Raw genomic sequence first — 24,553 nt, 5'->3', positions numbered from 1 at the left:
CTCCTACAGCTCGCCCTCGTCATTCCGGCGACGGCCGGAATCCAGGTGCCACCAAACTGGATACCGGTATCGGATCGAGTCCGGCACAGGCTCTGCGCCGGCATGACGAACAAATAGACGTTTGATAGGAAAATTAAAGGTGGGAACCGGTAGCCAGGATGGCCTCAATGATCTCCTGGTTGGCGTCGGGGAACTGATAGTCGAAAAGCTCTGCCACTGCCACCCAGGCGGATTGCTGGCCTTCCTGGCCGCTGGCCTCGCCTTTGAATTTTGTCACCCACCAGGTATCCAGCAGTACGGTTTTTTCCGGGTAGTCGTGGCGGATTTCTGTCAGGGGTTTTAAATCCTTTACTTCTATCGCCACTTCTTCGCGCAGCTCTCTTGTCAGCGCCTGCTGGACTGTCTCGCCCTCTTCCACCTTGCCGCCGGGGAATTCCCAGCGACCGCCCATATGCAGGTGATCGGGGCGGCGGGCTATCAGGATTCTGCCGTCGCCCCGCTGCACCACGCCCACGGCGACATGGATCACTTTGCCCACCAGCTGCACCTCAGGTTCTGTATTCGGCATTGATGGTCACGTACTCGTGGGAGAAATCGCAGGTCCAGATATATTCGTCGATGTCACCGCGGCCCAGGTCGACGGTGATGGTGAATTCCGGCCTGGAGAACACCTGCTCGCCGGCCTCTTCGGTGTAGGCCGATGCGCGGCCGCCGGCTTCGACGACCTGCACATCGTCCAGGTAGATATTCACTTTTTCCGTTTCCAGCTGCTCCACGCCGGCATTGCCGATAGCCATGACCAGGCGACCCCAGTTGGGATCCGACGCGTAGAGGGCGGTTTTTACCAGTGGGGATTCGCCCACTTCGAAGGCCACTTTCATTGCCTCCTCGCTGTGGCGGGCACCCCGTACCTGCACAGTGACAAACTTGGTCGCGCCCTCACCGTCCCGCACAATGGCCTGGGCCAGTTCTATATGCACCTCGATAATGGCGTCCCTCAGGCGCAGGTATTCCACACTGTTTACATCGCCTAACTGCGGACCCGTTGCGCCACTGGCGATCAGCACGCAGGCGTCATTGGTGGAGGTGTCGCCATCGACGCTGATGCGGTTGAAGGATGCGTTGACCGCCTCCTTTACCAGCTGGTCCAACAGCGGCTGGGCTATGGCCGCGTCCGTCGCCACATAGGCGAGCATGGTGGCCATATTGGGCTGAATCATGCCGGCGCCCTTGGCGATGCCGGCAATACGGATCTGCTCACCGGCGATTTCGACGGTGCGGCTGGCACTCTTGGGCCTGGTATCCGTGGTCATGATGGCGCGGGCGGCCCTATCCCATCCGTCACCGGCCAGTTCCGTGGCGGCGGCGGGGATGGCGTCGAGCAGTTTCTGCAGCGGCAGGTGCTCGCCGATAACGCCAGTGCTGAACGGCAGCACCTGGCTTGCATTGATATTCAGCGCTTCGGCCACTGCCGCGCAGCAGGCGCGGGCGTCGCTCAGGCCACGCTCGCCCGTGGCGGCGTTGGCGTTGCCGGCGTTGATCAGCAGGGCGCGGATATTGCCGTTGCGGATATGTTCCCTGGCCACTGTCACCGGGGCCGCGCAGAAGGCGTTCCGGGTGAAGGTGGCGGAGACGGATGCGCCTGCATGGATTTCGATCAGCAGCAGGTCGTCGCGCTGCCAGTTTTTGATATTGGCGGGGACGCTGGCGAGGCGGATGCCGGGTACTTGGGGGAGTGTGTTTTGGGGCATTTTTTTCGCGGCCAACGGCCGCTCCTACAATGTTTCCTTGCCATCGTCATTCCGGCGCAGAGCCTGCGCCGGAATGACGAGTTTCAAAAAATACCGGGCGGGCCTGCGGCCCCAACCCTCTCCCCCGGCCCCTCTCCCGCGAGCGGGAGAGAGGGGAAGAGGCTATCAGGTTGAGGAGGTGGAAGAGGCCAGTTTGCCGTGGCACTGCTTGTATTTCTTGCCGGAGCCACAGGGACAGGGGTCGTTGCGACCCACCTTGGGGCCGCGGCGCTCCGGCATCGGTGCCGCCGGCTCGGCCGCTTCGGCTTCGGGCATGGCAGAGGCCTGGGCGTGTTGCAGTTCCAGCTGCTGTTTGCGCTGCTGTTCCAGGCGGCGGCGTTCCATCTCTTCCATCTGCTCGCGGGTCATCGGCTCGACGTGGGCGAGGATGCGCACCACCTCGTGCTTGAGATTGTCGAGCATGCTCTGGAACAGGTGGAAGGACTCGCGCTTGAATTCCTGCTTGGGGTTTTTGTTGGCGTAGGCGCGCAGGCCGATACCGGCGCGCAGGTGGTCCATGCTGGAAAGGTGTTCCTTCCACAGCTGGTCCAGTACCTGCAGCATGATCTGGCGCTCTACGGTCGGCATCAGGGTGGCGTCCCCTGAGGATTCGCCGATGCGCTCGACCTTGGTCTTGTAGGCCTCCTGGGCGGCAGTGGCGATTTTCTCGCGCAGGCTCTCCTCGTGCAGGGTGCGGTCCTCGTCCAGCCACTGCTGTACCGGCAGCTCCAGGCCCAGTTCGCCTGCCAGCTGTTTTTCCAGGCCGGGGATATCCCACTGCTCCTCCACGCTCTGCGGCGGCACGAAACCGGAGATCAGTTCGTTGACCACATCCTCTCGGATGGCGCCAATGGTGTCGCTGATGGTTTCCGCTTCCAGCAGCTCGTTGCGCTGGCCGTAGATCACCTGGCGCTGGTCGTTGGCGACGTCGTCGTATTCCAGCAGCTGTTTGCGGATATCGAAGTTGCGGCCCTCGACGCGGCGCTGCGCCTTTTCGATGGCGTTGGACACCATGCGGTGCTCGATGGCTTCGCCGCGCTCCATGCCCAGCATCTGCATGAAGTTCTTCACCCGGTCTGACGCGAAGATGCGCATCAGGTTGTCTTCCAGGGACAGGTAGAAGCGGGTCACGCCCGGATCCCCCTGGCGGCCGGCGCGACCACGCAGCTGGTTGTCGATACGGCGGGATTCGTGGCGCTCGGTACCGATAATGTGCAGGCCACCGGCCTCGATCACGGTGTCGTGGCGCTTCTGCCACTCTTCCCTGATCCCGGCCCTTTCGTCTTCGCTGGCCTCGCGGCCCTCCTGCTGCTCCAGTTCGGCGACTTCCGCCTCCCAGTTGCCGCCGAGCACGATATCGGTACCGCGGCCGGCCATATTGGTGGCGATGGTGACCGTGCCGGGGCGGCCGGCCTGGGCAATGATCTGCGCCTCGCGCTCGTGGTACTTGGCGTTCAGTACCTGGTGTTCGATACCCGCCTGCTGCAGGCCGCGCGACATCTCTTCCGAGGTCTCAATGGAGGCGGTACCGACGAGGATCGGCGCCTGCTTGTCGCGGCAGTACTTGATGTCTTCGATGATGGCTTCCAGCTTCTCCTCTTTGCTCAGGTAGACCAGGTCGTTCAGGTCGTCCCGCTGGGTCGGCTTGTTGGTGGGGATCACTACCACGTCCAGGCCGTAGATCTGCTGGAATTCGAACGCCTCGGTATCGGCGGTGCCGGTCATACCGGAAAGCTTGGGATAGAAGCGGAACAGGTTCTGGAAAGTGGTGGAGGCCAGGGTCTGGCTCTCGCTCTGGATCTGTACCTTCTCTTTCGCCTCCAGCGCCTGGTGCAGGCCCTCGGACAGGCGGCGGCCGGGCATGGTGCGGCCGGTGTGCTCGTCGATCAGCACCACCTGGCCGTTCTGCACTATGTAGTCCACGTCTTTGTGGAAGAGCACATGGGCGCGCAGGGCGGCGTGCACATGGTGCAGCAGGCCCAGGTTGCCGGGGGCATAGAGGGATTCGTCTTCCTTCATCAGGCCGCTGCGGGACAGCAGCTCCTCGATCAGCTGGTGGCCGTCCTCGGTCAGCTCCACCTGGCGGGTCTTCTCGTCGACACTGTAGTGTCCGCCTTCACCGCCCTCTTCTTCCGAGCGCTGCAACTGCGGTACCAGCTGGTTCATGGCCAGGTAGAGGTGCGAGGAGTCCTCGGCAGCACCGGAGATGATCAGCGGTGTGCGCGCCTCGTCGATCAGGATGGAATCCACCTCGTCGACGATGGCGAAATTCTGCGGGCGCTGGGTGCGGTCTTCCTTGCGCAGCACCATATTGTCGCGCAGGTAGTCGAAGCCGAATTCGTTGTTGGTGCCGTAGGTGATATCCGCCTCATAGGCCGCCTTCTTGTCCTCCGGGTGCTGCTGGGACACGATGACGCCGACCGTCAGGCCGAGGAACTCGTACACCGGGCGCATCCAGTTGGCATCGCGTGATGCCAGGTAGTCGTTCACGGTAACGATATGCACGCCCTTGCCTTCGAGCGCGTTCAGGTAGGCGGGCAGAGTGGCCACCAGGGTCTTGCCCTCACCGGTACGCATCTCGGCGATGCGGCCCTCGTGCAGGGTCATACCGCCGATCAGCTGTACGTCGAAATGGCGCAGGCCCAGGCTGCGTCGGCCGGCCTCGCGCACCGCGGCGAAGGCCTCGGGCAGCAGCTGGTCGAGGGTCTCACCGTCGGCCAGGCGCTGCCTGAACTCATCGGTCTTGGCTTTGAGGGCGGCGTCGTCGAGCTGCCGGTACTCCTCCTCCAGGGCGTTGACCTTCGCCACCACGCGGCGCATGCGTTTGAGCTCGCGGTCATTTTTTGAACCGAAGACCGATCTAATCAGTTTGCCAATCATTATCTAGGAACCACTTATCTTATTTGTGCCGGCGGGGCCGGTAGAGAATCTGGGGGCACCAGCGCTCATTTAAAGAGGGGTGCAAGTAAACAGGAAGGCGCCACGACTGGCAACCGCCACCTTGAGCCGCAGGCGCTCTCGGTAAGTTGCCGGCGGTGGCGCCGATAGGAAGAGGATAGGTGTTATCTGCCGGTGCGGCGGATATAGCTGGCCGGGTCGACCGGGCGGTTGTTCTTGTACACCTCGAAGTGCACGTGGGGGCCGGTGGAGCGGCCGCTGGAGCCCATCAGCGCGATCACCTGGCCCTTCTTGACCACGTCACCCAACTTGACCTTGATCTCACTGTTGTGGCCGTAACGCGTGGAGTAGCCATTGCCGTGGTTGATTTCCACCAACTGGCCGTAGCCGTAGCGATCCTCGGCCCAGGTCACCACGCCGGCGGCGACGGAGACCACATCGGAACCCTTCTTGCCGGCGAAATCCACGCCCTTGTGCCAGGTGCGGCGGCCGGTGAAGGGATCGGTGCGGTAGCCGTAACGGGAGGACATCCAGCCGCGGCTGATCGGGCGCCCGGCGATAAACTGCTCATCCTGCAGCTGGCGCCTGGCCAGCAGCGACTCGAGGGTATTGAGCTGCATCTGGCGGTCGTCGATCTGCTCGGACAGCTCGCCGATCACCTCGAGGAACTCCGGTGGCTGGTAGGGCAACTCGGAGGCGCCGGCGATACCCGGGTCTTCCGGACCGCCGAGGGCGGGGGCGCTGCCGAACTGGAACTCGCCCTCATCGAGTTTGGCCGCGGTGGTGAGTCGTTCGCCGAGGGCATCGAGGCGGGTCAGGCGCGCCTGCATTTCCGCCAGCTTCACCGTCAATGCGGTCAGCTGTTCGCGGGCCTCGCGATCCGCCTCGTCGATCTGTTCCTGCTGCTTGCGCAGGGCCTTGTTCCAGGCCTTGGCGGTGCGGGAGTCGAATACATCGGTTTCGGCGACCGGCAGGTTGGCGCCTATCAGGAAGGCGCCCACGGGCAGGCCGAGCAGGCACAGCCCCAACAGCGCCTTGCTCAAGCCGCCGAAGCTGAGATTGCGCGTACCGCCGCGTTCATTGACCAGGATAATTTTCATAACAGGCGTGTGGCTTTTGACAGATAGCGACAGTTTGTTGTTTTCGTTAGCTCTGTTGCGAAGCGCGGAATACCGCTTCCATGCTTCACCTTCACGCCTTTCCAATGGCAATTCAGCCGACCAACCTGTCCAATGTAACACCGGTCGACTGACAAAAATTGTTACTGGTCCGCAAATTCACCACGCGGAGCCATTACCTGCCGGGCAGGTCACAACGAAAAAGCCGGCAATTTTCATGCCGGCTTCCGGGATCTGGCTCAGACCGCCAGTATTGGCTTGACGTAGGAGATGGGGGCCTCCTGCTCGCCCTCGAAGGTCACCATTTCCCAGGCGTCTTCCTGCGCCATCAGGTTGCGCAGGGACTTGTTGTTCAGTGCGTGACCGGATTTGTGCGCCTTGAACTCACCGATCAGGCTGGTACCCAGCAGATACAGGTCGCCGATGGCGTCCAGGATCTTGTGTTTCACAAATTCGTCTTCGTAGCGCAGCCCGCCCTCGTTCAGGATGCGGTACTGGTCGATCACAATGGCGTTGTCGACGCTGCCGCCCTGCACCAGGCCCTTGGAGCGCAGGTACTCGATCTCGTGCATAAAGCCGAAGGTGCGCGCGCGACTCACTTCCTTGACGAAGGAGGTGCTGGAAAAGTCCACCGAGGAAGTCAGGTTGCGGCCCTGAAACACCGGGTGATCGAAGTCGATGGTGAAAGACACCTTGAAGCCGTTGAACGGCAGGAAGCTGGCCACCTTGTCACCCTCTTCCACGGTTACCGGCTTCTTGATACGCAGGAATTTCTTCGGCGCCGACTGCTCCTGGATACCCGCGGACTGGATCAGGAATACGAAGGGACCGGCACTGCCGTCCATGATCGGCACTTCCTGCGCGGACAGCTCGACAACCGCATTGTCGATACCCAGGCCCGCCATGGCGGACAGCAGGTGCTCGACGGTGGCGATGCGCACGTCGTCTTTGACCAGGGTGGTGGACAGCAGGGTATCGCCCACATTTTCCGCCCGGGCCTCTATCTCGACCACCGGATCCAGATCGGTGCGGCGGAACACGATGCCAGTGTCCACAGGTGCCGGCTTCAGGGTCAGGACGACCTTCTTGCCGGTGTGCAGGCCCACGCCAGTGGCGCGGATAGCATTCTTGAGTGTGCGCTGTTTGATCATGTAGGTATCTTTTCCCAGTCGGTAAACGGCACAGAGGCCGCAGCGAGCCGGCGATCATAGCAGAAATATTACGCCAAAACCACATCTAGCCAGGCAGTCATTTCTGTCTATCGCCCCATTCCTTCAGAGTAGCGCAGCGCGAAGACTGCTGCGCCACAACGACTACTTTGACCGTATTTTAGGGCGGCGTTCGCCTTAATCGCTGTTAAAAATTGTTAACCCGGGACTGGCCCGGGTTAACAACAGATATCGACTGTCAGGTCATGCGACCTGGAGACCGCCGTCGAGGCAGCTCCGGCCCTCTCCGCCAGGAGAGCGCCGGGGTGACATGAGCGGGGTTGCTGCCCCGATACGGCGCTTCCAGCCTGTCGCCGAACGCCTTAATCCGCCTGGCGGCGCAGGAACGCGGGGATATCCAGGTACTCCATATCGGTATCCGCCGGGTTCAGCGCCGGAGCCGGGCGTTTGGGACGCTCGCTCTCGACGCGCGCGCGGTTGTCGCCGCTTTCACGACCCGCCAGTCCGGCCGAACTGCCCTGGCTCTCGCGCGCTTCGCGGCCCTCGTGCATCTGCGGGCGACGGGTGTTGTCCACCACCTTGGTCGGGCGGGCGGTCTGTTGCGCGCCTTCGCCCAGGCCGGCGGCGACCACGGTCACGCGCATCTCGTCGCCGAGCTTGTCGTCCACGGCGGTGCCGATCACGACGGTGGCGTCGTCGGAGGCAATCTCCTGAACGATTTCACCCACTTCGGAGTACTCGCCCAGGGTCAGCTCCTGGCAACCGCCCTCCTCGCTGCCGGTGATGATATTCACCAGTATGCCGCGGGCGCCCTGCAGGTTGACGTTGTCCAGCAGCGGGCTACGCACCGCCTTCTCCGCCGCCTCGCGGGCGCGGTTCTCACCCACGGCGGAGCCGGAGCCCATCATCGCCATGCCCATCTCGGACATGACGGTGCGCACGTCGGCGAAGTCCACATTCATGATGCCCGGGCGGATCATCAGGTCGGCGATACCCTGCACGGCACCCAGCAGCACATTGTCCGCTTCCTTGTAGGCGGCCTTCATGGTGATCTTGTTGCCCAGTACTTCCAGCAGGCGATCGTTGGGAATGGTGATCAGCGAGTCGACCTTGTCGCGCAACTCGAGAATGCCCTCCTCGGCCACCACCGAGCGTTTGCGACCCTCGATCTTGAACGGGCGGGTGACCACTGCGACCGTCAGGATACCGAGATCCTTGGCGATTTCCGCCACGATGGGCGCACCGCCGGTTCCGGTACCGCCGCCCATGCCGGCGGTGATGAACACCATATCCGCACCCTGCAGCACCTCGGAGATGCGCTCGCGATCCTCCATCGCGGACTGGCGGCCCACTTCCGGGTTGGCGCCGGCGCCGAGGCCGCGGGTGATGCTGTTACCCAACTGCAGAATGGTGCGCGCCTCTATGTCTTTCAGCGCCTGGGCATCCGTGTTGGCGCAGATGAAATCCACACCCTCCACTTCGCTGACGATCATATGCTTCACCGCATTGCCGCCACCGCCGCCGACACCGATCACTTTGATGACAGGTTTATCCTGTACGCTATCGACTAATTCGAACATTGCTGTTCCCCTTTTTTGCTCATGTCAAAATTTTTAATTCGGTCCCTAAAAACTTTTGTGCCGGCCAAGGATTCCCCTTTCCGGTCACTGGTGCGCGAGGCGCACCCTACACAATCAATTCTTCATTCCGTTTTCATCACCCTGCATCCTTACAGATTTCCCCTGAACCAGTGCTTTACCTTGTCCCACCACTGGTTCTCATTGCGCACCGGGCGCTGGCGGCTCTCGCCGGTCTCCTCCCGCTGCATGGCATACATCAGCAAACCCACGCCGGTGGAATAAATCGGGTTGCTGACAATATCGGTCAGTCCGGCCACACCCTGGGGTACGGCGAGGCGCACCGGCATATGGAAAATCTCCTCGGCCAGTTCCACCGCGCCCTCCATTTTCGAGGAGCCGCCGGTCAGCACCACGCCGGCCGCGCACAGGTCCTCGAAACCGCTGCGGCGCAGTTCCGCCTGCACCAGGGTAAACAGCTCGTCGTAGCGCGGCTCCACCACTTCCGCCAGTGCCTGCCGGGACAGGTCCCGCGGCGCGCGGTCGCCGACGCTCGGCACCTTGATGGTCTCGCCCTCGCGCGCCAGCTTGGCCAGGGCGCAGGCATATTTGATTTTCAACTCCTCCGCGTGCGGCGTCGGTGTGCGCAAGGCCATGGCGATATCGTTGGTCACCTGGTCGCCGGCAATCGGGATGACACCGGTGTGGCGGATGGAACCGCCGGTAAACACCGCGATATCGGTGGTACCGCCGCCGATATCCACCATGCACACGCCGAGTTCCTTTTCGTCTTCGGTCAGTACCGCGTAGCTGGAGGCCAGCTGCTCGAGGATGATGTCTTCCACTTCCAGGCCGCAGCGGCGGATGCACTTCTCGATATTCTGCGCCGCATTGACCGCGCCGCTGACCAGGTGCACCTTGGCTTCCAGGCGCACTCCGGACATACCCAGGGGTTCCTTGACGCCCTCCTGGTTGTCGATCAGGAATTCCTGCGGCAGCGTGTGCAGGATTTTCTGGTCCGCCGGAATCGCCACGGCGCGCGCCGCATCGATAACCCGGTCGAGATCCTGCTGGGTCACCTCGCGATCCTTGATCGCAACAATGCCGTGGCTGTTCAAACTGCGGATATGGCTGCCGGCAATGCCGGCGTAGACCGAGTGAATTTCACAACCGGCCATCAGTTCCGCTTCCTCCACCGCGCGCTGAATCGACTGCACGGTGGACTCGATATTCACCACTACACCCTTTTTCATACCGGTGGATCTGTGTGAACCGATACCGACAATATTCAGCTCGCCATCGCGGTCGACCTCGCCGACGATCGCGACCACTTTGGAAGTGCCGATATCCAGGCCCACGATCATGCGGTGATCGGATGCTTGTGTCATTTTTGTACCAACCTCGCTGAACTGTGCTCCGAGCCGCATTCCCAATAACGGGTCAGGGCACAGCGTTCGCTTTTAAATTTTGTTTTTCAGCGCAACCTTCTGGCTGCGCTCAGTTTTGCTGTTTGTCTTCTTTCCACTGCACCGCCACTGCGTTGCCGTAGCGGGTATCCACCCTGGACACCTTTTCCAGGTGTGGTGCCAGTACACCGCGACTCAGCTGCAGGAATCGATTGACCCGCTCCAGCAGTTCGTCGTGCCCCAGATGCAGTTGCACACCGGAAACCAGTTCCAGCTGCCACCCTGCCAGGTCGTCGAAAGACAACCGCTTTACTTCCATATCCCGCGTGGTCAGCAACCCCGCGAGGGCCTGGTACTGCGCCACTATGCGCTCCACCAGCTCCTCGTCACCCGCCAGCTCCGGCAGGCGACCGCTATTCATCTGCGCCGGCCGCGGCAGCAACTCGCCGCTCGCCACCAGCAGTTTGTCCTCGCCCCAGGCCGCCAGTGGCTGCGCCTCCTGCACTTCCACCTCGACCCCGCGGGGCCAGCGCCGGCTCACCGAGGCCCCGCTAATCCAGGGATTCTGCAACAGCGCCTCGCGCATACCGCGGATATCCGCGGAGAAAAATCCCTCTCTCAAATAGGGCAGCAGCGTCTCCTCTACCTGCCGCTGGGTCACCGCGTTGAACGGTCCCTTGACCCGCACCTGCTCCAGTGCATCCACCCGGCTCAATTGCTGCACCGGGGTGCGCTGCCAGAGCCACAGACCGCCGTAGCTGAGGCCGGCTAAAGTACCCATCGCCAGCGCGATTATCAGCAGCGGCCGCCAGTTCCGGCTCGCGCGCTCACCACGGTCCGAAATCGGGCGGGCGCCGCGCACTTTCTTTTTTTGATGGGCACGCTGTGCTTTGCCCATCCTACGCAGACTCCATTCCGCATTCCGAATTCATCATTCCGCATTTCCCTCACCCAGGCGCCACTGGGCCAGCTGCTGGGACAGGGCACCGACATTTCCCGCGCCCTGGGTCAGCACTATATCGCCGGGTTCGAGCAGATCCGCCAATACCGGCGGCACCTGTTCGATGGTCTCGACAAAAATCGGGTCCACCTGGCCGCGATTGCGCAGGCTGCGCGCAAGTGTGCGGCCGTCCGCGCCGGGGATAGGCGCCTCACCGGCACTGTACACGTCCAGCAATATCAATTTGTCCACCTGGGACAGTACCTGCACAAAATCCTCGAACAGGTCGCGGGTGCGCGTGTAGCGATGCGGCTGGTAGATCATTACCAGGCGCCGCTCCGGCCAGCCGTCGCGCACCGTCTTGATGGTTGCGGCCACTTCCCGCGGGTGGTGGCCGTAGTCGTCCACCAGCATCACTTTCTCCGCACTGCCGTCGTCGCTGACAGCGTAGTGCCCGTAAATCTGGAAACGCCGGCCGACGCCCTGGAAGCCCTTCAGGCCCGCGCAGATAGCCTCATCCCCAATCCCCTCATCGGTGGCCACGGCAATGGCGGCAGTCGCATTCAGCACATTGTGAATGCCCGGCGTATTGACGCAGACATCCAGCTGCTTGCCATCCGGGCGCTGCACGCTGAAGTGGCTGCGCAGCGGCTCCTGCTGCACGTCAACGATGCGGAAGTCGTTGCCCTCATCGAAACCGTAGGTGATCACCGGGCGCGAGAACTTGGGTATCACTTCGCGGATATGCTCGTCGTCGCCACAGACCACTGCCAGACCGTAGAAAGGCAGGTTGTGCACGAAATCGATAAAGATCTGTTTGACCTTCTCGAAGTCACCGCCGTAGGTCTCCATATGGTCCGCATCGATATTGGTGATGACGGTCACCATCGGTTGCAGATGGATAAAGGACGCATCGCTCTCGTCCGCCTCGGCAATCAGGTAGCGGCTCTCGCCCAGCGCGGCGTTGGCGCCGGCCGCATTGACCAGGCCGCCGATCACGAAGGTCGGATCCTTTTTGTCCGCGGCGAAAATCGACGCGATCAGGCTGGTGGTGGTGGTCTTGCCGTGCGTACCGGCGACAGCGATACCGTAGCGGTAGCGCATCAGTTCGCCGAGCATCTCCGCGCGGCGCACTACCGGGGTGCGCTTCTCGTGTGCCGCCACCAGCTCCGGGTTGTCGCTGTGCACGGCAGTGGAGTTCACCACCACATCCACATCGCGGATATTTTCCGCACTGTGACCGATTTGCACTTTTACACCCAGCTTGCGCAGCCGCTCGGTGACCGAGGACTCGCGCAGGTCGGAACCGGACACTTCGTAGCCCTGGTTCTGCAGCACTTCGGCAATGCCACTCATACCCGCGCCACCGACACCGATAAAGTGAATACGGCTGACGCGGCGCATCCTGGGTACGCCGTAACTTTTCTCTGCTGTCATCGGTTGCTCGGACATATACCTACCTCATTGCCCCAGGGCCAGTTCTTCGCCACAGGCCGCCAGCACCTGCGCCGTCGCATCGGTTTTTGCCACGCGTCGCGCGGCCTCGGCCATCGCCAGCAGCTCTTGCGGGTCGGCAAACATTTCTTTCAGCAGCTCCGCCAGTTTGGCCGCGTCCAGCGCATCCTGCTGTATCACTATGGCGCCGCCGGCCTGTGCCAGCCACTCGCCGTTCTTGGTCTGGTGGTCGTCGATCGCAAACGGAAAAGGCACCATGATGGCACCCACCCCCGCCGCGGCGATTTCCGATACCGTCAGCGCACCGGAGCGGCAGATGATCAGGTCCGCCGCACTGTAAGCCGCCGCCATATCGGCGATAAACGGCACTACGTCCGCTTCCACGTTCGCCTGCCGGTAGGCCTCGCGCGCCACATCCAGGTGGCGCTTGCCGGCCTGGTGCACTATGCGCGGGCGCAGTGCCCCGTCCAGCATGGAGATCGCCTGGGGCACCAGTTCGTTGATGGCCACGGCGCCGAGGCTGCCACCGAGTACCAGCAGGCGCAGCGGTTTCTCGCTGCCAATACGCGCCTGCGGTTCCGGCAGCTGCGCTATCTCGCTGCGCACCGGGTTGCCCACCTGCTGCCCGCCCGGCAGTCCACTGGGGAAGGCCTCCAGAACCCGACTGGCGATACGGGCCAGCAGGCGATTGGTGGTGCCGGCCACCGCATTCTGTTCGTGAATGATCAGCGGTATGCGGCCCAGGCGCGCGGCGACGCCGCCGGGCCCCGTGGCAAAGCCGCCGAACCCCAGCACGGCGTCCGGCTGCACCTTCTTCACCACCGAGCGCGCCTGGGAAATGGCACGCAGTATCTGCAGCGGCGCCTTCAACAGCGCCAGCTTGCCCTTGCCGCGCACGCCCTCGACAGTAATAAAGTGCAGCGGTATATCCGCATCCGGAATCAGCTGCGCCTCTATGCCGCGCTCGGTGCCCAGCCATTCGACCACCGCGCCCTGATCCTGCAGCGCGCGGGCCACAGCCAGTGCCGGGAATACATGACCACCGGTACCGCCGGCCATCACCAGGAATTTTTTACTAGAAAACGGCGCACTACTTTTAACCATCAGGCCGCCTCCCCTTTCAGCGAGCGATCTCCCAATTGCAGCGGATTGAAGATCGGCAGTTGTCTGATTGTGCCCAGGCCGGGCTTTTCGCTGTCACTCTTCTCCTTCAGCTCTGTCTGCAGTCGCAGCGCCAGCGCAAACAACGTGCAGCAGATCACCAGGCTGCTGCCGCCGGAACTGACAAACGGCAGTGTCAGCCCCTTGGTCGGCAGCAGGCCCGAGGCCACGCCCATATTCACAAACGCCTGCCCCGCCAGCAGCACCGCTATGCCGAATGCGAGCAGCGCGGCGAAAAATTTCTGCTGCGCCAGGGCGCCGCGCACCAGGCGCAGCAGCGACCAGGTCAGGGCGACGAAAAGCGCTATCACCACCAGGCCACCGACCATGCCCCACTCCTCGGAGAGGATGGCGAAAATAAAGTCCGTGTGCGCCTCCGGCAGGTAGAACAGCTTTTGCACGCTGTTGCCGAGACCGACACCGAACCACTCACCGCGGCCGAAGGCAATCAGCGATTGGGTCAGCTGGTAACCGCTGGCGAACTGGTCTCCCCAGGGATCCAGGAAGGTCATCAGCCGCTGCAGCCGGTAGGGACTCACCAGCGCCATCAGCGCCAGGCCGGAGGCCGCCGCCGCCACCAGCAGGAAGGTGTGCGGCAGGCGCGCACCGGCGAGGAATACCATCGCCAGAACCGTGCCGGAAATCACCACCACCGAGCCGAAGTCCGGTTGTAACAACAGCAACATCGCCACCAGTCCCAGGATCACCACCGGCACCATAAAACTGCTCCAGTGGCGCAGCTGCTGGTTGCGGCGCGTCAGGAAGCTGGCAAAAAATACCAACAGGCAGAACTTGGCCACTTCCGCCGGCTGCACGGTAATCGAGCCCAGCGCCAGCCAGCGTCGACTGCCGTTCACCTCACGACCTATGCCCGGAACCAGCACCGCCATCAGCAGCAGGCAGGAAAAGAGCAACAGCGGCCAGGACAGGCTCGACCAGATCGACAGCGGCACCTGACTCACCACCAGCGCCGCCAGTGCACCCACACCCAGATACATCAGGTGGCGTTTGAGGAAAAACCAGGGGTCGCCGTACACGTCTGCCGCATAGGCGATGGAGGCGGAGGCCACCATCACAACGCCGATGCTGACCAGTGCCAGTACACAGAATGGCAACAGCCAGTCGAGATTCTTTTCCTGCGCTACCTGTATGTCTGTCACTGGGCGCCTCCCACCGGCAGGCTGCCGAGCGCCGCAACGGCGCGACGGAAATCGTCGCCGCGCGCCTCAAAGTTGCGGTACATATCAAAACTGGCACAGGCCGGCGACAGCAGCACATAGTCGCCGCGGCTGGCCAGTGCACGCGCCTGCGCCACCGCGTCGTCCATGGAAAGGGCGCGGTGAATCTCTGCCTTGCCCTCGAACACCTTTGCAATCTTGTCGCCGTCGACGCCGATGGTGACCAGCGCGCGCAGGGCGCCGGCGGACTCCGCCAGCGGCGAGAAATCCGCGCCCTTCCCGTCGCCGCCGGCGATCAGCACAATTTTTCTGTTCCCGGTAGAGAGGCCGTCCAGCGCCGCGCGGGTGGCACCGACATTGGTGCCCTTGGAATCGTTCACAAAAGTGACGCCGTCCAGGTCCGCAACCCGCTCGCAGCGGTGCGACAGGCCGTTAAAGCTCCGCAGTGCCGATAGCATCGCCGCCATCGGCAGCTCCACCGCATTGCCCAGCGCCAGCGCCGCCAGCGCATTGGCGACATTGTGTCTGCCCACCATCGCCATATCGCCGACCGGCAGCAGCTTTTCCAGGCCCTGCACCAGCCACTCTTTTCCATCGGCTTTCTTCAGGCCGAACTGCTGCAGGTCCGGCTGGTCCAGGCCGAAGCTCCACTCGCGGCTGTCGCGGGACAGCGGGCCGCGGGTCAGCGGATCCGCGCGATTGACCACCAGCTGTTTCGCGTTGCGATAGATACGCTGTTTGGCCCTGTGGTAATCCGCCAGCGTGTCGTAGCGGTCCATATGGTCCGCGCTAAGGTTCAGAATCGTGGCCGCCGCCGGCGCCAGGGAACTGGTGGTCTCCAACTGGAAGCTGGACAGCTCCAGCACGAACAGTTGCGGCAGCGGCTGCTGTAGCAGGTCCAGCACCGGCACACCGATATTGCCGCCCACGCGCGCGTCCACACCGGCCTTTTCGGCCATCATTCCCACCAGGGTGGTCACGGTGCTCTTGCCGTTGGAGCCGGTAATGGCGACCACCCTGGGCGGCATATCCAGTTTCGCCAGCTCGCGCGCGAAGAGTTCGATATCGCCGATCACCGGGATGCCCGCCTTCAGCGCCTGCTGCAGCGCCGGCTCGGCCAGCGCTACGCCCGGGCTGGCGATAATCTCACTGGCGGCGAGCATGGTTTCCGCATTCAGCGGGCCGGTTTCCACCGGCACCTGGGGGAATTCCTCACGGAAGGCATCCAGGCCCGGCGGTTGGCTGCGGCTGTCCACAACTACGGGAGTGATTCCGGCACGCAGCAAAAAGCGCGCTGCCGAAACACCGGTAGCGCCCATGCCGATTACCACTTTTTTCTCCGAAGTCGCGATCAATGTCATTTTTTACTTATCGCAATTTAAGTGTTGCCAAACCTGCCAGCACCAGCACAACGGTGATGATCCAGAAGCGCACGATCACGCGCGGCTCCGGCCAGCCCTTCAGCTCAAAATGGTGATGCAGCGGCGCCATGCGGAAAATGCGCTTGCCGGTCAGTTTGAAAGACGCCACCTGCAGGATGACCGATACCGTCTCCATCACGAAGACGCCGCCCATGATGAACAATACGATTTCGTGGCGGGTGATCACGGCAATAATGCCCAGCGCCGCCCCCAGGGCCAGGGCACCCACATCGCCCATAAATACCTGCGCCGGATAGGTGTTGAACCACAAAAAGCCGAGCCCGGCACCGCCCAGGGCCGCACAGAATACCGCCAGTTCGCCGGCGCCGGGGATCGACGGGATATGCAGGTAGTTGGCGAACTCCATATGGCCCGCCAGGTAGGCGATAAGGCCAAGGGCGCCGCCGACCATCACCGTCGGCATGATCGCCAGGCCGTCGAGACCGTCGGTCAGGTTCACCGCATTGCTCGAGCCCACCACAACGAAATAGGTCAGCAGGATAAAGAACACCGGCCCCATGTTGATGGCCACATCCTTGAAGAAGGGCACAAAAAACTGGGTTTCCGCCGGGCTGGTCGCGCTCATATACAGGTAGATGGCCGCGCCCAGACCGGCGATCGACTGCCAGAAATATTTCCAGCGCGCGATCAGGCCACGCGGATTCTTGTGCACCACTTTTTTGTAGTCGTCGACAAAACCCACGGCACCGAATACAAAAGTCACCAGCAGGGTGACCCACACATAGCGGTTGGAGAGATCCGACCACAGTAGCGCGGAGGAAAAAATCGAGGCCAGGATCAGGGTGCCACCCATGGTGGGCGTGCCGGACTTGCTCAAATGGGTCTGCGGGCCGTCGTCGCGCACCGCCTGCCCCACCTGCAGCTGGTTCAGCCAGGTGATCATGCGCGGGCCCACGATCAGGGAAATACCCAGCGCAGTCAGCGCGCCGAGGATGGCGCGCACCGTCAGGTAATTGAACACCGCGAAAGTGCTCACATGTTGTTGCAGTAATTCTGCCAGCCAGAGCAGCATTATTTATCCTCTTTATCGTTCCCGGTCAGCGCCTGCACCACCAGTTCCATACGGGCACTGCGGGAACCTTTCACCAGCACAGTGGTGTTTTCGTTCAATTCATGCGTGAGCGCCGCCAGCAGCGGCGCCCTTTCGCGGTAGTTGTGCAGGGGCTGATGGCGCCCGGCACTGAAAGCGACGCTGGCGGCAGCACCCAGCGGGCCCAGGGTAAACAGTGTGTCCAGGCCGCGCTCCCGCGCCAGCCGGCCTATCTCCCGGTGCATGGCATCGGCGTCCGGGCCCAGTTCGGCCATATCGCCGAGCACCAGGATTTTCCTGCCGTGGCGCTGCGCCAGCAGTTCTATCGCCGCCGCCACAGAGCCGGGGTTGGCGTTGTAGCTGTCGTCGATAATCGCCGCGCCACTGAGCCCCTTCAACTCCTGCATGCGACCGGCGACGCCACCGAGCCCGCCCAATCCGCTGGCGATTTCCGCCGCCGGCACACCGGCAGCAAAGGCACAGCCGGCGGCGACCAGTGCGTTGTGCACATTGTGCTCGCCGAGCAGCTGTAGCTGCACCAGGTGCGCCAGCCCCTCGACCACCAGATCGAAAGAGGGACAGCCGCTTTCGGTCAATTCAATATTGTCCGCGCTGATTGCGCACTGGTGCCCCAGCCCCACTTCCAGGGTGTGCACACCCTCGGGCATCTGGTCGAGCCAGTAGTTTGCGTAGCCGTCATCGACATTGACCACCGCGGTACCGCCCACTTCGAGGCCGGTATAGATCTGTCCCTTGGCCCTGGCGATAGCGTCAACGGAACCGAAACCCTCGACGTGGGCGGGCATGACATTGTTGACGGCACTCACCTGTGGCTTGCCGATTCCGCACAGGTAGCCGATCTCATCCGGCCCGCTGGCGCCCATCTCCAGGATCAGCACGTCGTGATCCGCGCACAGGCCGAACAGGGTCATCGGCAGGCCGAACTGGTTGTTCAGGTTGCCGCGGGTCACACAGGGGTTGTGGCGCTGGGCGAAAATCGCCGCGAGCATTTCCTTCACCGTGGTCTTACCGCAGGAACCGGTAATCGCGATCACCCGCCCCTTGAACTGGTCGCGGCACAGGCGGCCAATCTGGCCCAGAGCTACAGTGGTGTTCGCCACCCGCCATTGCGGCAGCCTGCAGCCGGGAATTTCCCGATCCACTACCAGGCCCAGAACCTGGCCATCCAGTTCACCGGCGCTTTCCAACTCGAGTACAAAATCGTGGGCGTCGAAGTTCTCTCCCTTAAGGGCGACAAACAGGGCCTGCGAATCGATCTTGCGGGTGTCGGTGCACACGCGCTCGAACTGCACCGAGCCGTTGACCAGCTCGCCGCCGAAGCGCCCCTGTAGTTGTTGCAGAGAGAGTGGGCTGATCACTCGGACTCCCCCTTTATTTCGCCCGCGCGTGCGGCCGCGCGCCTTTTCAGTGCCGCAGCCGCCTGTTCGCGATCGCAGAAGTGAATCTTCTCGCGGCCGATAATCTGGTAGTCCTCGTGGCCCTTGCCGGCAATCAGCACGATGTCGCCGGGCTCGGCCGAAGTTACCGCGCGCGCAATTGCCGCGGCACGGTCTATTTCCACCTCGATATTGCTGGCCGCGCCCTCGAGAATATCGTCGATGATTTTCTGCGGGTCCTCGCTACGCGGATTGTCGCTGGTGACAATCGCATGATCCGCCATCTCCGAAGCTATGCGGCCCATGGGCGCGCGCTTGCCGGTATCGCGATCACCGCCGCAGCCGAAAAGGCACCAGAGTTTGCCGCGGCAGTAGGGGCGCGCCGCGGCCAGGGCCGCGCGCAGTGCATCCGGCGTGTGGGCATAATCCACCAGCACGCTGATTTCATCTTCGCCCCCGACTTTGACCGGTTCCATACGCCCCGGCACCGGCACAATGGTCGGGAAGGCCGCCAGTATCTCCTCGAACGGCATACCCGCCGAGGCCGCCGCGGCCACCACTGCCAGTGCATTGTGAATATTGAAGTCGCCGATCAGCGGCGCCCGCAGCTCGCCGCTGCCCCAGGGAGTTGTCAATTGCACCGAGAAACCGCCCTCGTGGCGGCGCAAATCCGTCGCGTGCAGGTCGCCCGCCTGCAAACCGTAAGTGATGACTTTCAGGTTGCGCAGCTTGCAGCGTTCCGCCAGCTGGGCGCCGAAGGGGTCGTCCAGGTTGATGATGCCGCGCTTCAGTTTCGGCAGACCGAACAGCTTTTCCTTGGCGGCGCCATAAGCGGCCATATTACCGTGGTAATCCAGGTGGTCCCGCGACAGGTTGGTAAAGATGGCGGTATCGAAAATCAGCCCATGCACCCTGCCCTGGGACAGGGAGTGGGAGGAGACCTCCATAGCCGCGGCGCGCACATCCCGATCGCGGAAAGCCGCATAGTCCGCCTGCAAGCGCACCGGATCCGGGGTCGTCAGACCGGTTTCCTGCAGTTCGATAGTGCCGTCAGCCCAGATGCCGTTGCCAATGGTGCCCATCAGCGCGGCGCTGCCAAAATGGCGTGCCAGCAGCTGTGAGGTCAGGTAGGCGCAGGTGGTCTTGCCGTTGGTACCGGTCACTCCCACCAGGTGCATCTGCTCGGTGGGATTGCCGTGGAAGCGCGCGGCTATCTCACCGACGCGCTTGGCCAGACCCGGCACGCTCACAACCTGAATACCTTCGCGTTCCCTTGACTCCAGCTGGTCGCCGTCGGCCAGTACCGCTGCCGCGCCAGAGGCTATGGCTGCATCTATATATTCGCGCCCATCGACGACGGTGCCGCGCAGGGCCATAAACACATCGCCCGGTTGCACCAAGCGGCTATCCAGGGCCACACCGGTTACCGGCACGTCGGGAATACCGGCATATCCCGGTACCAGGTCCTTTAATGAAACTGTTCTCTGTTCACGCTGACTCACGATTTGGTACCTCTCTCGTTCAACTGCGCGGCCAGCTGCCGCTCCGCCGGGGTCAGCTCCGCCGGCGGTACCTGCAGCAGGCGCATGGCACCGGCCATGACCGAGCCGAACACCGGCGCGGCCACTTCGCCACCGTAGTATTTGGCCCGGCTGGGGTCGTCGATCACGACAACCGCAGCCAGGCGCGGTTTGTCGGCGGGAATAAAGCCCGCGAAGACCGAGCGGTAGCGATTGTCGATATAACCTTCACTGCCCACCTTGTGGGCCGTTCCCGTTTTGCCGGCCACCCGATAGCCCTCGACGGCGGCCCGCTTGCCGGTACCTCGGCCAATCACGGTTTCCAGCATCCCTGTAACCTGTTCGGCCAGGGGCCCCTCGACCACCCGCTCCGGTTCCGCCTCTGTTTTGTCGCCGGATAAAACCAGGGAAACCGGGCGCTTGATCCCGGCATTGGCTAGTACGCTGTAGGCCTGGGCCAGCTGCACCGCATTCACCGTTAAACCGTAGCCGAAGGCGAAGTTGGCCCGCTCGATTGGGTGCCAACGACTGCGGCTGGGCAATATCCCCGCCGCCTCACCGGGGAAGCCGCTGCCAACCGCCTCCCCCAGACCCAGTCGGTAAAAGAGTTCCCGCAACGAGTTTGGTTCCAGGTCCAGGGCAATTTTTGTGATACCCACCTGGCTCGACTTAGTAATGATCTTGGTCAGGTCCATCAGGCCGTAATTGCGGTGATCCACCAGTGTCTTGCCCGGCAGGCGGATATAGCCGGGGCTGGTGTCTATCTGGGTGTGCGGCTGGTAGCGACCGCTCTCCAGTGCCGCCAGTACGGTCAGCGGCTTGACCGTGGAGCCCGGCTCAAACTGGTCGATCAGTGCGCGGTTGCGCATCGCCGCCGCTTTGACGCCGTGGCGGTTGTTCGGGTTGAAGGACGGCTGGTTGGCCATCGCCAGCACGTCGCCGCTCTGGGTATCCAGGATCACCATAAAACCGGAGGCGGCGCCATTCTCAGACACCGCCTTCTTCAGTTCACGATAGGCCAGATACTGCAGGCGCATATCGATGGACAGGCGCAGGTCGCGACCGGGTCTCGCCTCGCGCTGGGTCGCCAGGTCCTGCACCCTGCGGCCCTTCAGGTCCTTGACCACCTGCTGCGCACCCGGCTGGCCGGTGAGCCAGTCGTCATAGGCCAGCTCCAGCCCCTCCTGGCCGCGGTCATCAATATTGGTAAAGCCGAGCAGTTGCGCCACCACCTCTCCGGCGGGGTAAAAGCGGCGGTACTCCTTCCGGCTGTAGACACCGGCCAGTTCCAGGCCCAGTGCCTCGCCGGCCCGCTCCGGGGACAGGTGGCGGCGCAGGTACATAAATTCTTTGTTGCGATATTTATCCAGGCGCTTTGCCAGGGATGCCGGCTTCATTTCCAGGGCCGCGGCCAGTTTGCGCAGCTCGTCAGCGCTGGCCTCGCGCAGCAGTTGCGGATTGGCCCAGAGGCTGTGTACCGGCGTACTGACCGCCAGCAGTTCGCCGTTGCGATCGACGATGGAACCGCGATAGGCGGCGATTTCCTCGGTGCGGATGGTGCGCGCGCGGCCCTGGTCTTGCAGGAAGCGGTAACCGCGCTCGGCCTCCGGCAGCACCTGCAGGCGCGCCAGATGCAGCACCAGGGCCAGGGCGAGCAGGCACAGCAGTACCGCCACCAGCGCGAAGCGCCAGCGGGCGATACCCGGCTGAACCTGCTGTCTCTTGACTGCGCCCATGGCGCTCCCATCCCTATCGTTTTATGGTTTCGATTGTTATTTTGCCGGCACCAGCACCCGCTCATCCGGTGCCGGCACGTGCATGTCCAATTCTTCCCGCGCCACCTTTTCGATGCGGCTGTAGGCGGACCAGGCGCCTTTTTCCAGCAGCAGTCGCTCCTGTTCATAACGCAGCTCATCGCGCGCTTTCTGCGCCTGCCCCAGCTGTGCGGTCAGTTCACGACTGCGCTGGGTGCTGTGCACCACCGCCAAGGCCGTGGCGATAGTCGCCAGCCACAGCAGCGCCATTGCCAGTTTCTTCCTGCCGCTCACCCCAATTTCTCCGCAACTCTCATCACCGCACTGCGCGAGCGGACGTTTTCACCCACCTCGCCGGTATCGGCCTTGATCGCCTTGCCGACGGATTTCAGTGTCTTGGCGATCTGGCTGTCCATGACCGGCAACCCCCTGGGCAGCTTCGGACCGCGTTCCTTGTCGCGGATAAAGCGCTTCACCATGCGATCTTCCAGCGAGTGGAAACTGATCACCACCAGGCGTCCGCCGGGGGCGAGCAGCTGCAGGGACTTGTCCAGCGTCTGCTGCAGGTCTTCCAGCTCGCCATTGATATGGATACGGATCGCCTGGAACACGCGCGTGGCCGGGTGCTTGCCCTTCTCCCAGGCCGGATTGGCCTCCTTGACCACTTCCGCCAGGTCCAGGGTGCGCTCGAACGGCTTCTCTACCCGGCGCCGGACTATGGCTCCAGCCATACGGCGGGCGAAACGCTCCTCGCCGTACTCTTTGAATACCCTTGAGAGCTCCGCTTCCGATTCGCTGTTGACCCAGTCCGCCGCACTCATGCCGCGGCTGGTGTCCATACGCATATCCAGCGGGCCGTCCTGCATAAAGCTGAAGCCGCGCTCGGCCTGGTCCAGCTGTGGCGAAGAGACGCCCAGGTCCAGCAGTATTCCGGTCACCTTGCCGGCCCGCTCCGCGGCGGCTCTATCCATATCGGCGAAGGAGCCGTGCCAGATGGCGAAGCGCTCGTCGCCGCCAAAGCGTTCCCCCGCGTAGGCAACTGCCTGTGGATCCTTGTCGATGCCCAGCAGGCGGCCATCTCGATTCAGCCTTTCCAGAATCGCCGCACTGTGGCCGCCGCGACCGAAGGTGCCGTCTATATAAAAGCCGCCCGGGTCGGTGACCAGGGCGTCCACGGCCTCGCGCAGCAACACACTGCGATGCAGTTCTTGAGACACCCTGTGTTCTCCTTATAAAGAGAGGGACGCCATCTCCTCCGGCATCTCGCCCTCGCCCTCGCTGTCGTCGAGCCAGGACATCCAGCGGTCCTCGCTCCACAACTCCAGTTTCTTGCCCTGCCCCACCAGCATCAGCTTCTTCTCCAGGCCGGCATACTCGCGCAGGGTCGGCGGAATCAGCACGCGGCCGTTGCCGTCCACCTGCAGCTCGCAGGCGTATCCGATCAACAGCCGCTGGGCGCGGCGCGCCACCTTGTTAAAGCTGGACAGGGCTTCGATCTTCGGCAGAATTTCCTGCCACTGGGGTTCGGGATAAACCAGCAGGCAGCGCTCCTCGGTGTGAGCAGTCACCACCAGGCGGCCGGCACAGTCTTCCAGCAGCGTGTCGCGAACACGCGCCGGAATGGCCAGACGCCCCTTGGCGTCCATATTGATTGCGTGGCTGCCTAAATACACTTTGTGTCTGTGTGCTTTGTTCGCTTGCGCCGGTTAAGCACCTATCGGTGCGGGTCTTTTATCGAGCTTCTCTACTACCAATTTCATATGGAGAAATTTTGCGCAATTTTCATTCGCGCGGTGTAAATACCCACTCACAGCCACGAATAAACCACCAAACCCCACAAAAAACCACTTTTCCCCACTGACGACACTATAAATCTGGACTGCGCAAAGTCAAGGAAATCAACGGCAAAGCGCCGTGAAATCCCAGTAATTTCGCGGGCTGGAGAGGGGGGAGACGAAAAAATAGACAGCTCGCAGCACTACAATTGCAAAACGAAGCAAGCACTTACTTATTCAACTTGAGAGACTACTTTAACTTCCGGATGGATAATCCTGAAATTGAATTTGTTAGCGAACGCTTATAGCAATTGCCAGGTATGACAGGAAATTCATTGCCGGAGGACGGGCGACCGCGAAAACCAGGTGAACCCAAAATGGAAACGGGACCAATTAACGAAGAAACCGTGGATGGAAAAAAGAAAGCCCCTGCGGATGCCGGGGCTTTCGGAATTTGTCGAGCTGGCCTGTAAGCCGGGTTCTGTCGAGGACAATCATTCATCTGGGATGTATGTCGCCACACACCTCAAGCGACCTACCCGCCCTCGGTGCGGGTCACACCTGTAGAGGGCCTATTTGGTCTTGCTCCGGACGGGGTTTACCGTGCCGCGGACTGTTACCAGCCGCGCGGTGCGCTCTTACCGCACCCTTTCACCCTTACCTGTGCTCCCGAAAGAGCCATCGGCGGTCTACTCTCTGCTGCACTTTCCGTAGGCTCGCGCCCCCCAGGCGTTACCTGGCGTCCCACCCTATGGAGCCCGGACTTTCCTCCATCTCCCCGAAGGGAAACAGCGATTGCCCGGCCAGCTCGCGGCGAAGGGTAATGAGCGGGCGGGGGGAATGCAAGAGGTATCGGTAGCCGGGGCCCGCCGCAAACCAGGCGCGGAGTGCGACTTTCGCCACCTCGGGAGGTGCCGATGACCCTCGGAGCGCCGAGACGCCC

The 24,553-nt window shown here is 62.5% G+C and carries 19 protein-coding genes and 1 other RNA gene; all 20 read right to left on the bottom strand.

Annotation, left to right across the window (positions count from 1 at the left end):
* Positions 1–133: 133 nt before the first annotated feature.
* Positions 134–568, bottom strand: coding sequence for an 8-oxo-dGTP diphosphatase MutT (gene mutT / locus IG627_RS17680; RefSeq protein WP_226865387.1), 435 nt, complete (start codon positions 566–568; stop codon positions 134–136).
* Positions 549–1,751 (bottom strand): bifunctional glutamate N-acetyltransferase/amino-acid acetyltransferase ArgJ, encoded by a 1,203-nt coding sequence (gene argJ / locus IG627_RS17675; RefSeq protein ID WP_193194085.1) that lies wholly within the window; start codon positions 1,749–1,751, stop codon positions 549–551. Before argJ ends, mutT begins: the two co-directional genes overlap by 20 nt.
* Before the next feature lie 165 nt (positions 1,752–1,916).
* Positions 1,917–4,670, bottom strand: coding sequence for a preprotein translocase subunit SecA (gene secA, locus IG627_RS17670; RefSeq protein WP_193194083.1), 2,754 nt, complete (start codon positions 4,668–4,670; stop codon positions 1,917–1,919).
* A gap of 182 nt (positions 4,671–4,852) precedes the next feature.
* Complete coding sequence (locus tag IG627_RS17665) at positions 4,853–5,788, bottom strand: M23 family metallopeptidase (RefSeq protein ID WP_193194081.1); 936 nt, start codon at positions 5,786–5,788, stop codon at positions 4,853–4,855.
* A gap of 257 nt (positions 5,789–6,045) precedes the next feature.
* On the bottom strand, positions 6,046–6,957 hold the full coding sequence (gene lpxC, locus IG627_RS17660; protein ID WP_193194078.1) for a UDP-3-O-acyl-N-acetylglucosamine deacetylase: 912 nt from the start codon (positions 6,955–6,957) through the stop codon (positions 6,046–6,048).
* A 380-nt stretch (positions 6,958–7,337) separates the two neighbouring features.
* On the bottom strand, positions 7,338–8,555 hold the full coding sequence (ftsZ, locus tag IG627_RS17655) for a cell division protein FtsZ (RefSeq protein WP_193194076.1): 1,218 nt from the start codon (positions 8,553–8,555) through the stop codon (positions 7,338–7,340).
* Positions 8,556–8,704: 149 nt separating this feature from the next.
* Positions 8,705–9,940: a cell division protein FtsA gene (gene ftsA / locus IG627_RS17650; protein WP_193194074.1), complete on the bottom strand. Its 1,236-nt coding sequence runs from the start codon at positions 9,938–9,940 to the stop codon at positions 8,705–8,707.
* A 109-nt stretch (positions 9,941–10,049) separates the two neighbouring features.
* A complete protein-coding gene (locus IG627_RS17645; RefSeq protein ID WP_193194072.1) occupies positions 10,050–10,856 on the bottom strand; it encodes a cell division protein FtsQ/DivIB in 807 nt (268 codons plus the stop codon).
* 33 nt (positions 10,857–10,889) lie between these two features.
* Positions 10,890–12,335: a UDP-N-acetylmuramate--L-alanine ligase gene (gene murC / locus IG627_RS17640; protein ID WP_193194070.1), complete on the bottom strand. Its 1,446-nt coding sequence runs from the start codon at positions 12,333–12,335 to the stop codon at positions 10,890–10,892.
* A gap of 24 nt (positions 12,336–12,359) precedes the next feature.
* On the bottom strand, positions 12,360–13,457 hold the full coding sequence (gene murG, locus IG627_RS17635; protein ID WP_193194069.1) for an undecaprenyldiphospho-muramoylpentapeptide beta-N-acetylglucosaminyltransferase: 1,098 nt from the start codon (positions 13,455–13,457) through the stop codon (positions 12,360–12,362).
* Positions 13,457–14,674 (bottom strand): putative lipid II flippase FtsW, encoded by a 1,218-nt coding sequence (ftsW, locus tag IG627_RS17630; protein WP_193194068.1) that lies wholly within the window; start codon positions 14,672–14,674, stop codon positions 13,457–13,459. The genes murG and ftsW overlap by 1 nt, the downstream gene beginning before the upstream one ends.
* Positions 14,671–16,053, bottom strand: a complete 1,383-nt coding sequence (gene murD / locus IG627_RS17625; protein WP_193194067.1) for a UDP-N-acetylmuramoyl-L-alanine--D-glutamate ligase — start codon at positions 16,051–16,053, stop codon at positions 14,671–14,673. The genes ftsW and murD overlap by 4 nt, the downstream gene beginning before the upstream one ends.
* A 7-nt stretch (positions 16,054–16,060) precedes the next feature.
* Complete coding sequence (mraY, locus tag IG627_RS17620; RefSeq protein ID WP_193194066.1) at positions 16,061–17,146, bottom strand: phospho-N-acetylmuramoyl-pentapeptide-transferase; 1,086 nt, start codon at positions 17,144–17,146, stop codon at positions 16,061–16,063.
* Positions 17,146–18,543: a UDP-N-acetylmuramoyl-tripeptide--D-alanyl-D-alanine ligase gene (locus IG627_RS17615; RefSeq protein ID WP_193194065.1), complete on the bottom strand. Its 1,398-nt coding sequence runs from the start codon at positions 18,541–18,543 to the stop codon at positions 17,146–17,148. Before IG627_RS17615 ends, mraY begins: the two co-directional genes overlap by 1 nt.
* Positions 18,540–20,063: a UDP-N-acetylmuramoyl-L-alanyl-D-glutamate--2,6-diaminopimelate ligase gene (locus tag IG627_RS17610; RefSeq protein WP_193194063.1), complete on the bottom strand. Its 1,524-nt coding sequence runs from the start codon at positions 20,061–20,063 to the stop codon at positions 18,540–18,542. Before IG627_RS17610 ends, IG627_RS17615 begins: the two co-directional genes overlap by 4 nt.
* Positions 20,060–21,817 carry a peptidoglycan D,D-transpeptidase FtsI family protein gene (locus IG627_RS17605; RefSeq protein WP_193194061.1) on the bottom strand — a complete coding sequence of 586 codons (1,758 nt, stop codon included), beginning with the start codon at positions 21,815–21,817 and terminating at the stop codon, positions 20,060–20,062. The genes IG627_RS17610 and IG627_RS17605 overlap by 4 nt, the downstream gene beginning before the upstream one ends.
* Before the next feature lie 36 nt (positions 21,818–21,853).
* Positions 21,854–22,129 carry a cell division protein FtsL gene (ftsL, locus tag IG627_RS17600; RefSeq protein WP_319024599.1) on the bottom strand — a complete coding sequence of 92 codons (276 nt, stop codon included), beginning with the start codon at positions 22,127–22,129 and terminating at the stop codon, positions 21,854–21,856.
* Entirely contained in the window at positions 22,126–23,052 is a 927-nt protein-coding gene (gene rsmH / locus IG627_RS17595) for a 16S rRNA (cytosine(1402)-N(4))-methyltransferase RsmH (protein WP_193194059.1), read from the bottom strand. Before rsmH ends, ftsL begins: the two co-directional genes overlap by 4 nt.
* 12 nt (positions 23,053–23,064) lie before the next feature.
* A complete protein-coding gene (mraZ, locus tag IG627_RS17590; protein ID WP_193194058.1) occupies positions 23,065–23,508 on the bottom strand; it encodes a division/cell wall cluster transcriptional repressor MraZ in 444 nt (147 codons plus the stop codon).
* Between the two features lie 556 nt (positions 23,509–24,064).
* Positions 24,065–24,421: RNase P RNA component class A (gene rnpB / locus IG627_RS17585), an RNA gene on the bottom strand.
* Between the last annotated feature and the right edge of the window lie 132 nt (positions 24,422–24,553).

Source organism: Microbulbifer taiwanensis, from assembly GCF_014904815.1.
Classification (GTDB): domain Bacteria; phylum Pseudomonadota; class Gammaproteobacteria; order Pseudomonadales; family Cellvibrionaceae; genus Microbulbifer; species Microbulbifer taiwanensis.
The sequence above is the reverse complement of the archived record's forward strand: the minus strand, read 5'-3'. Positions and strand labels throughout refer to the sequence as shown.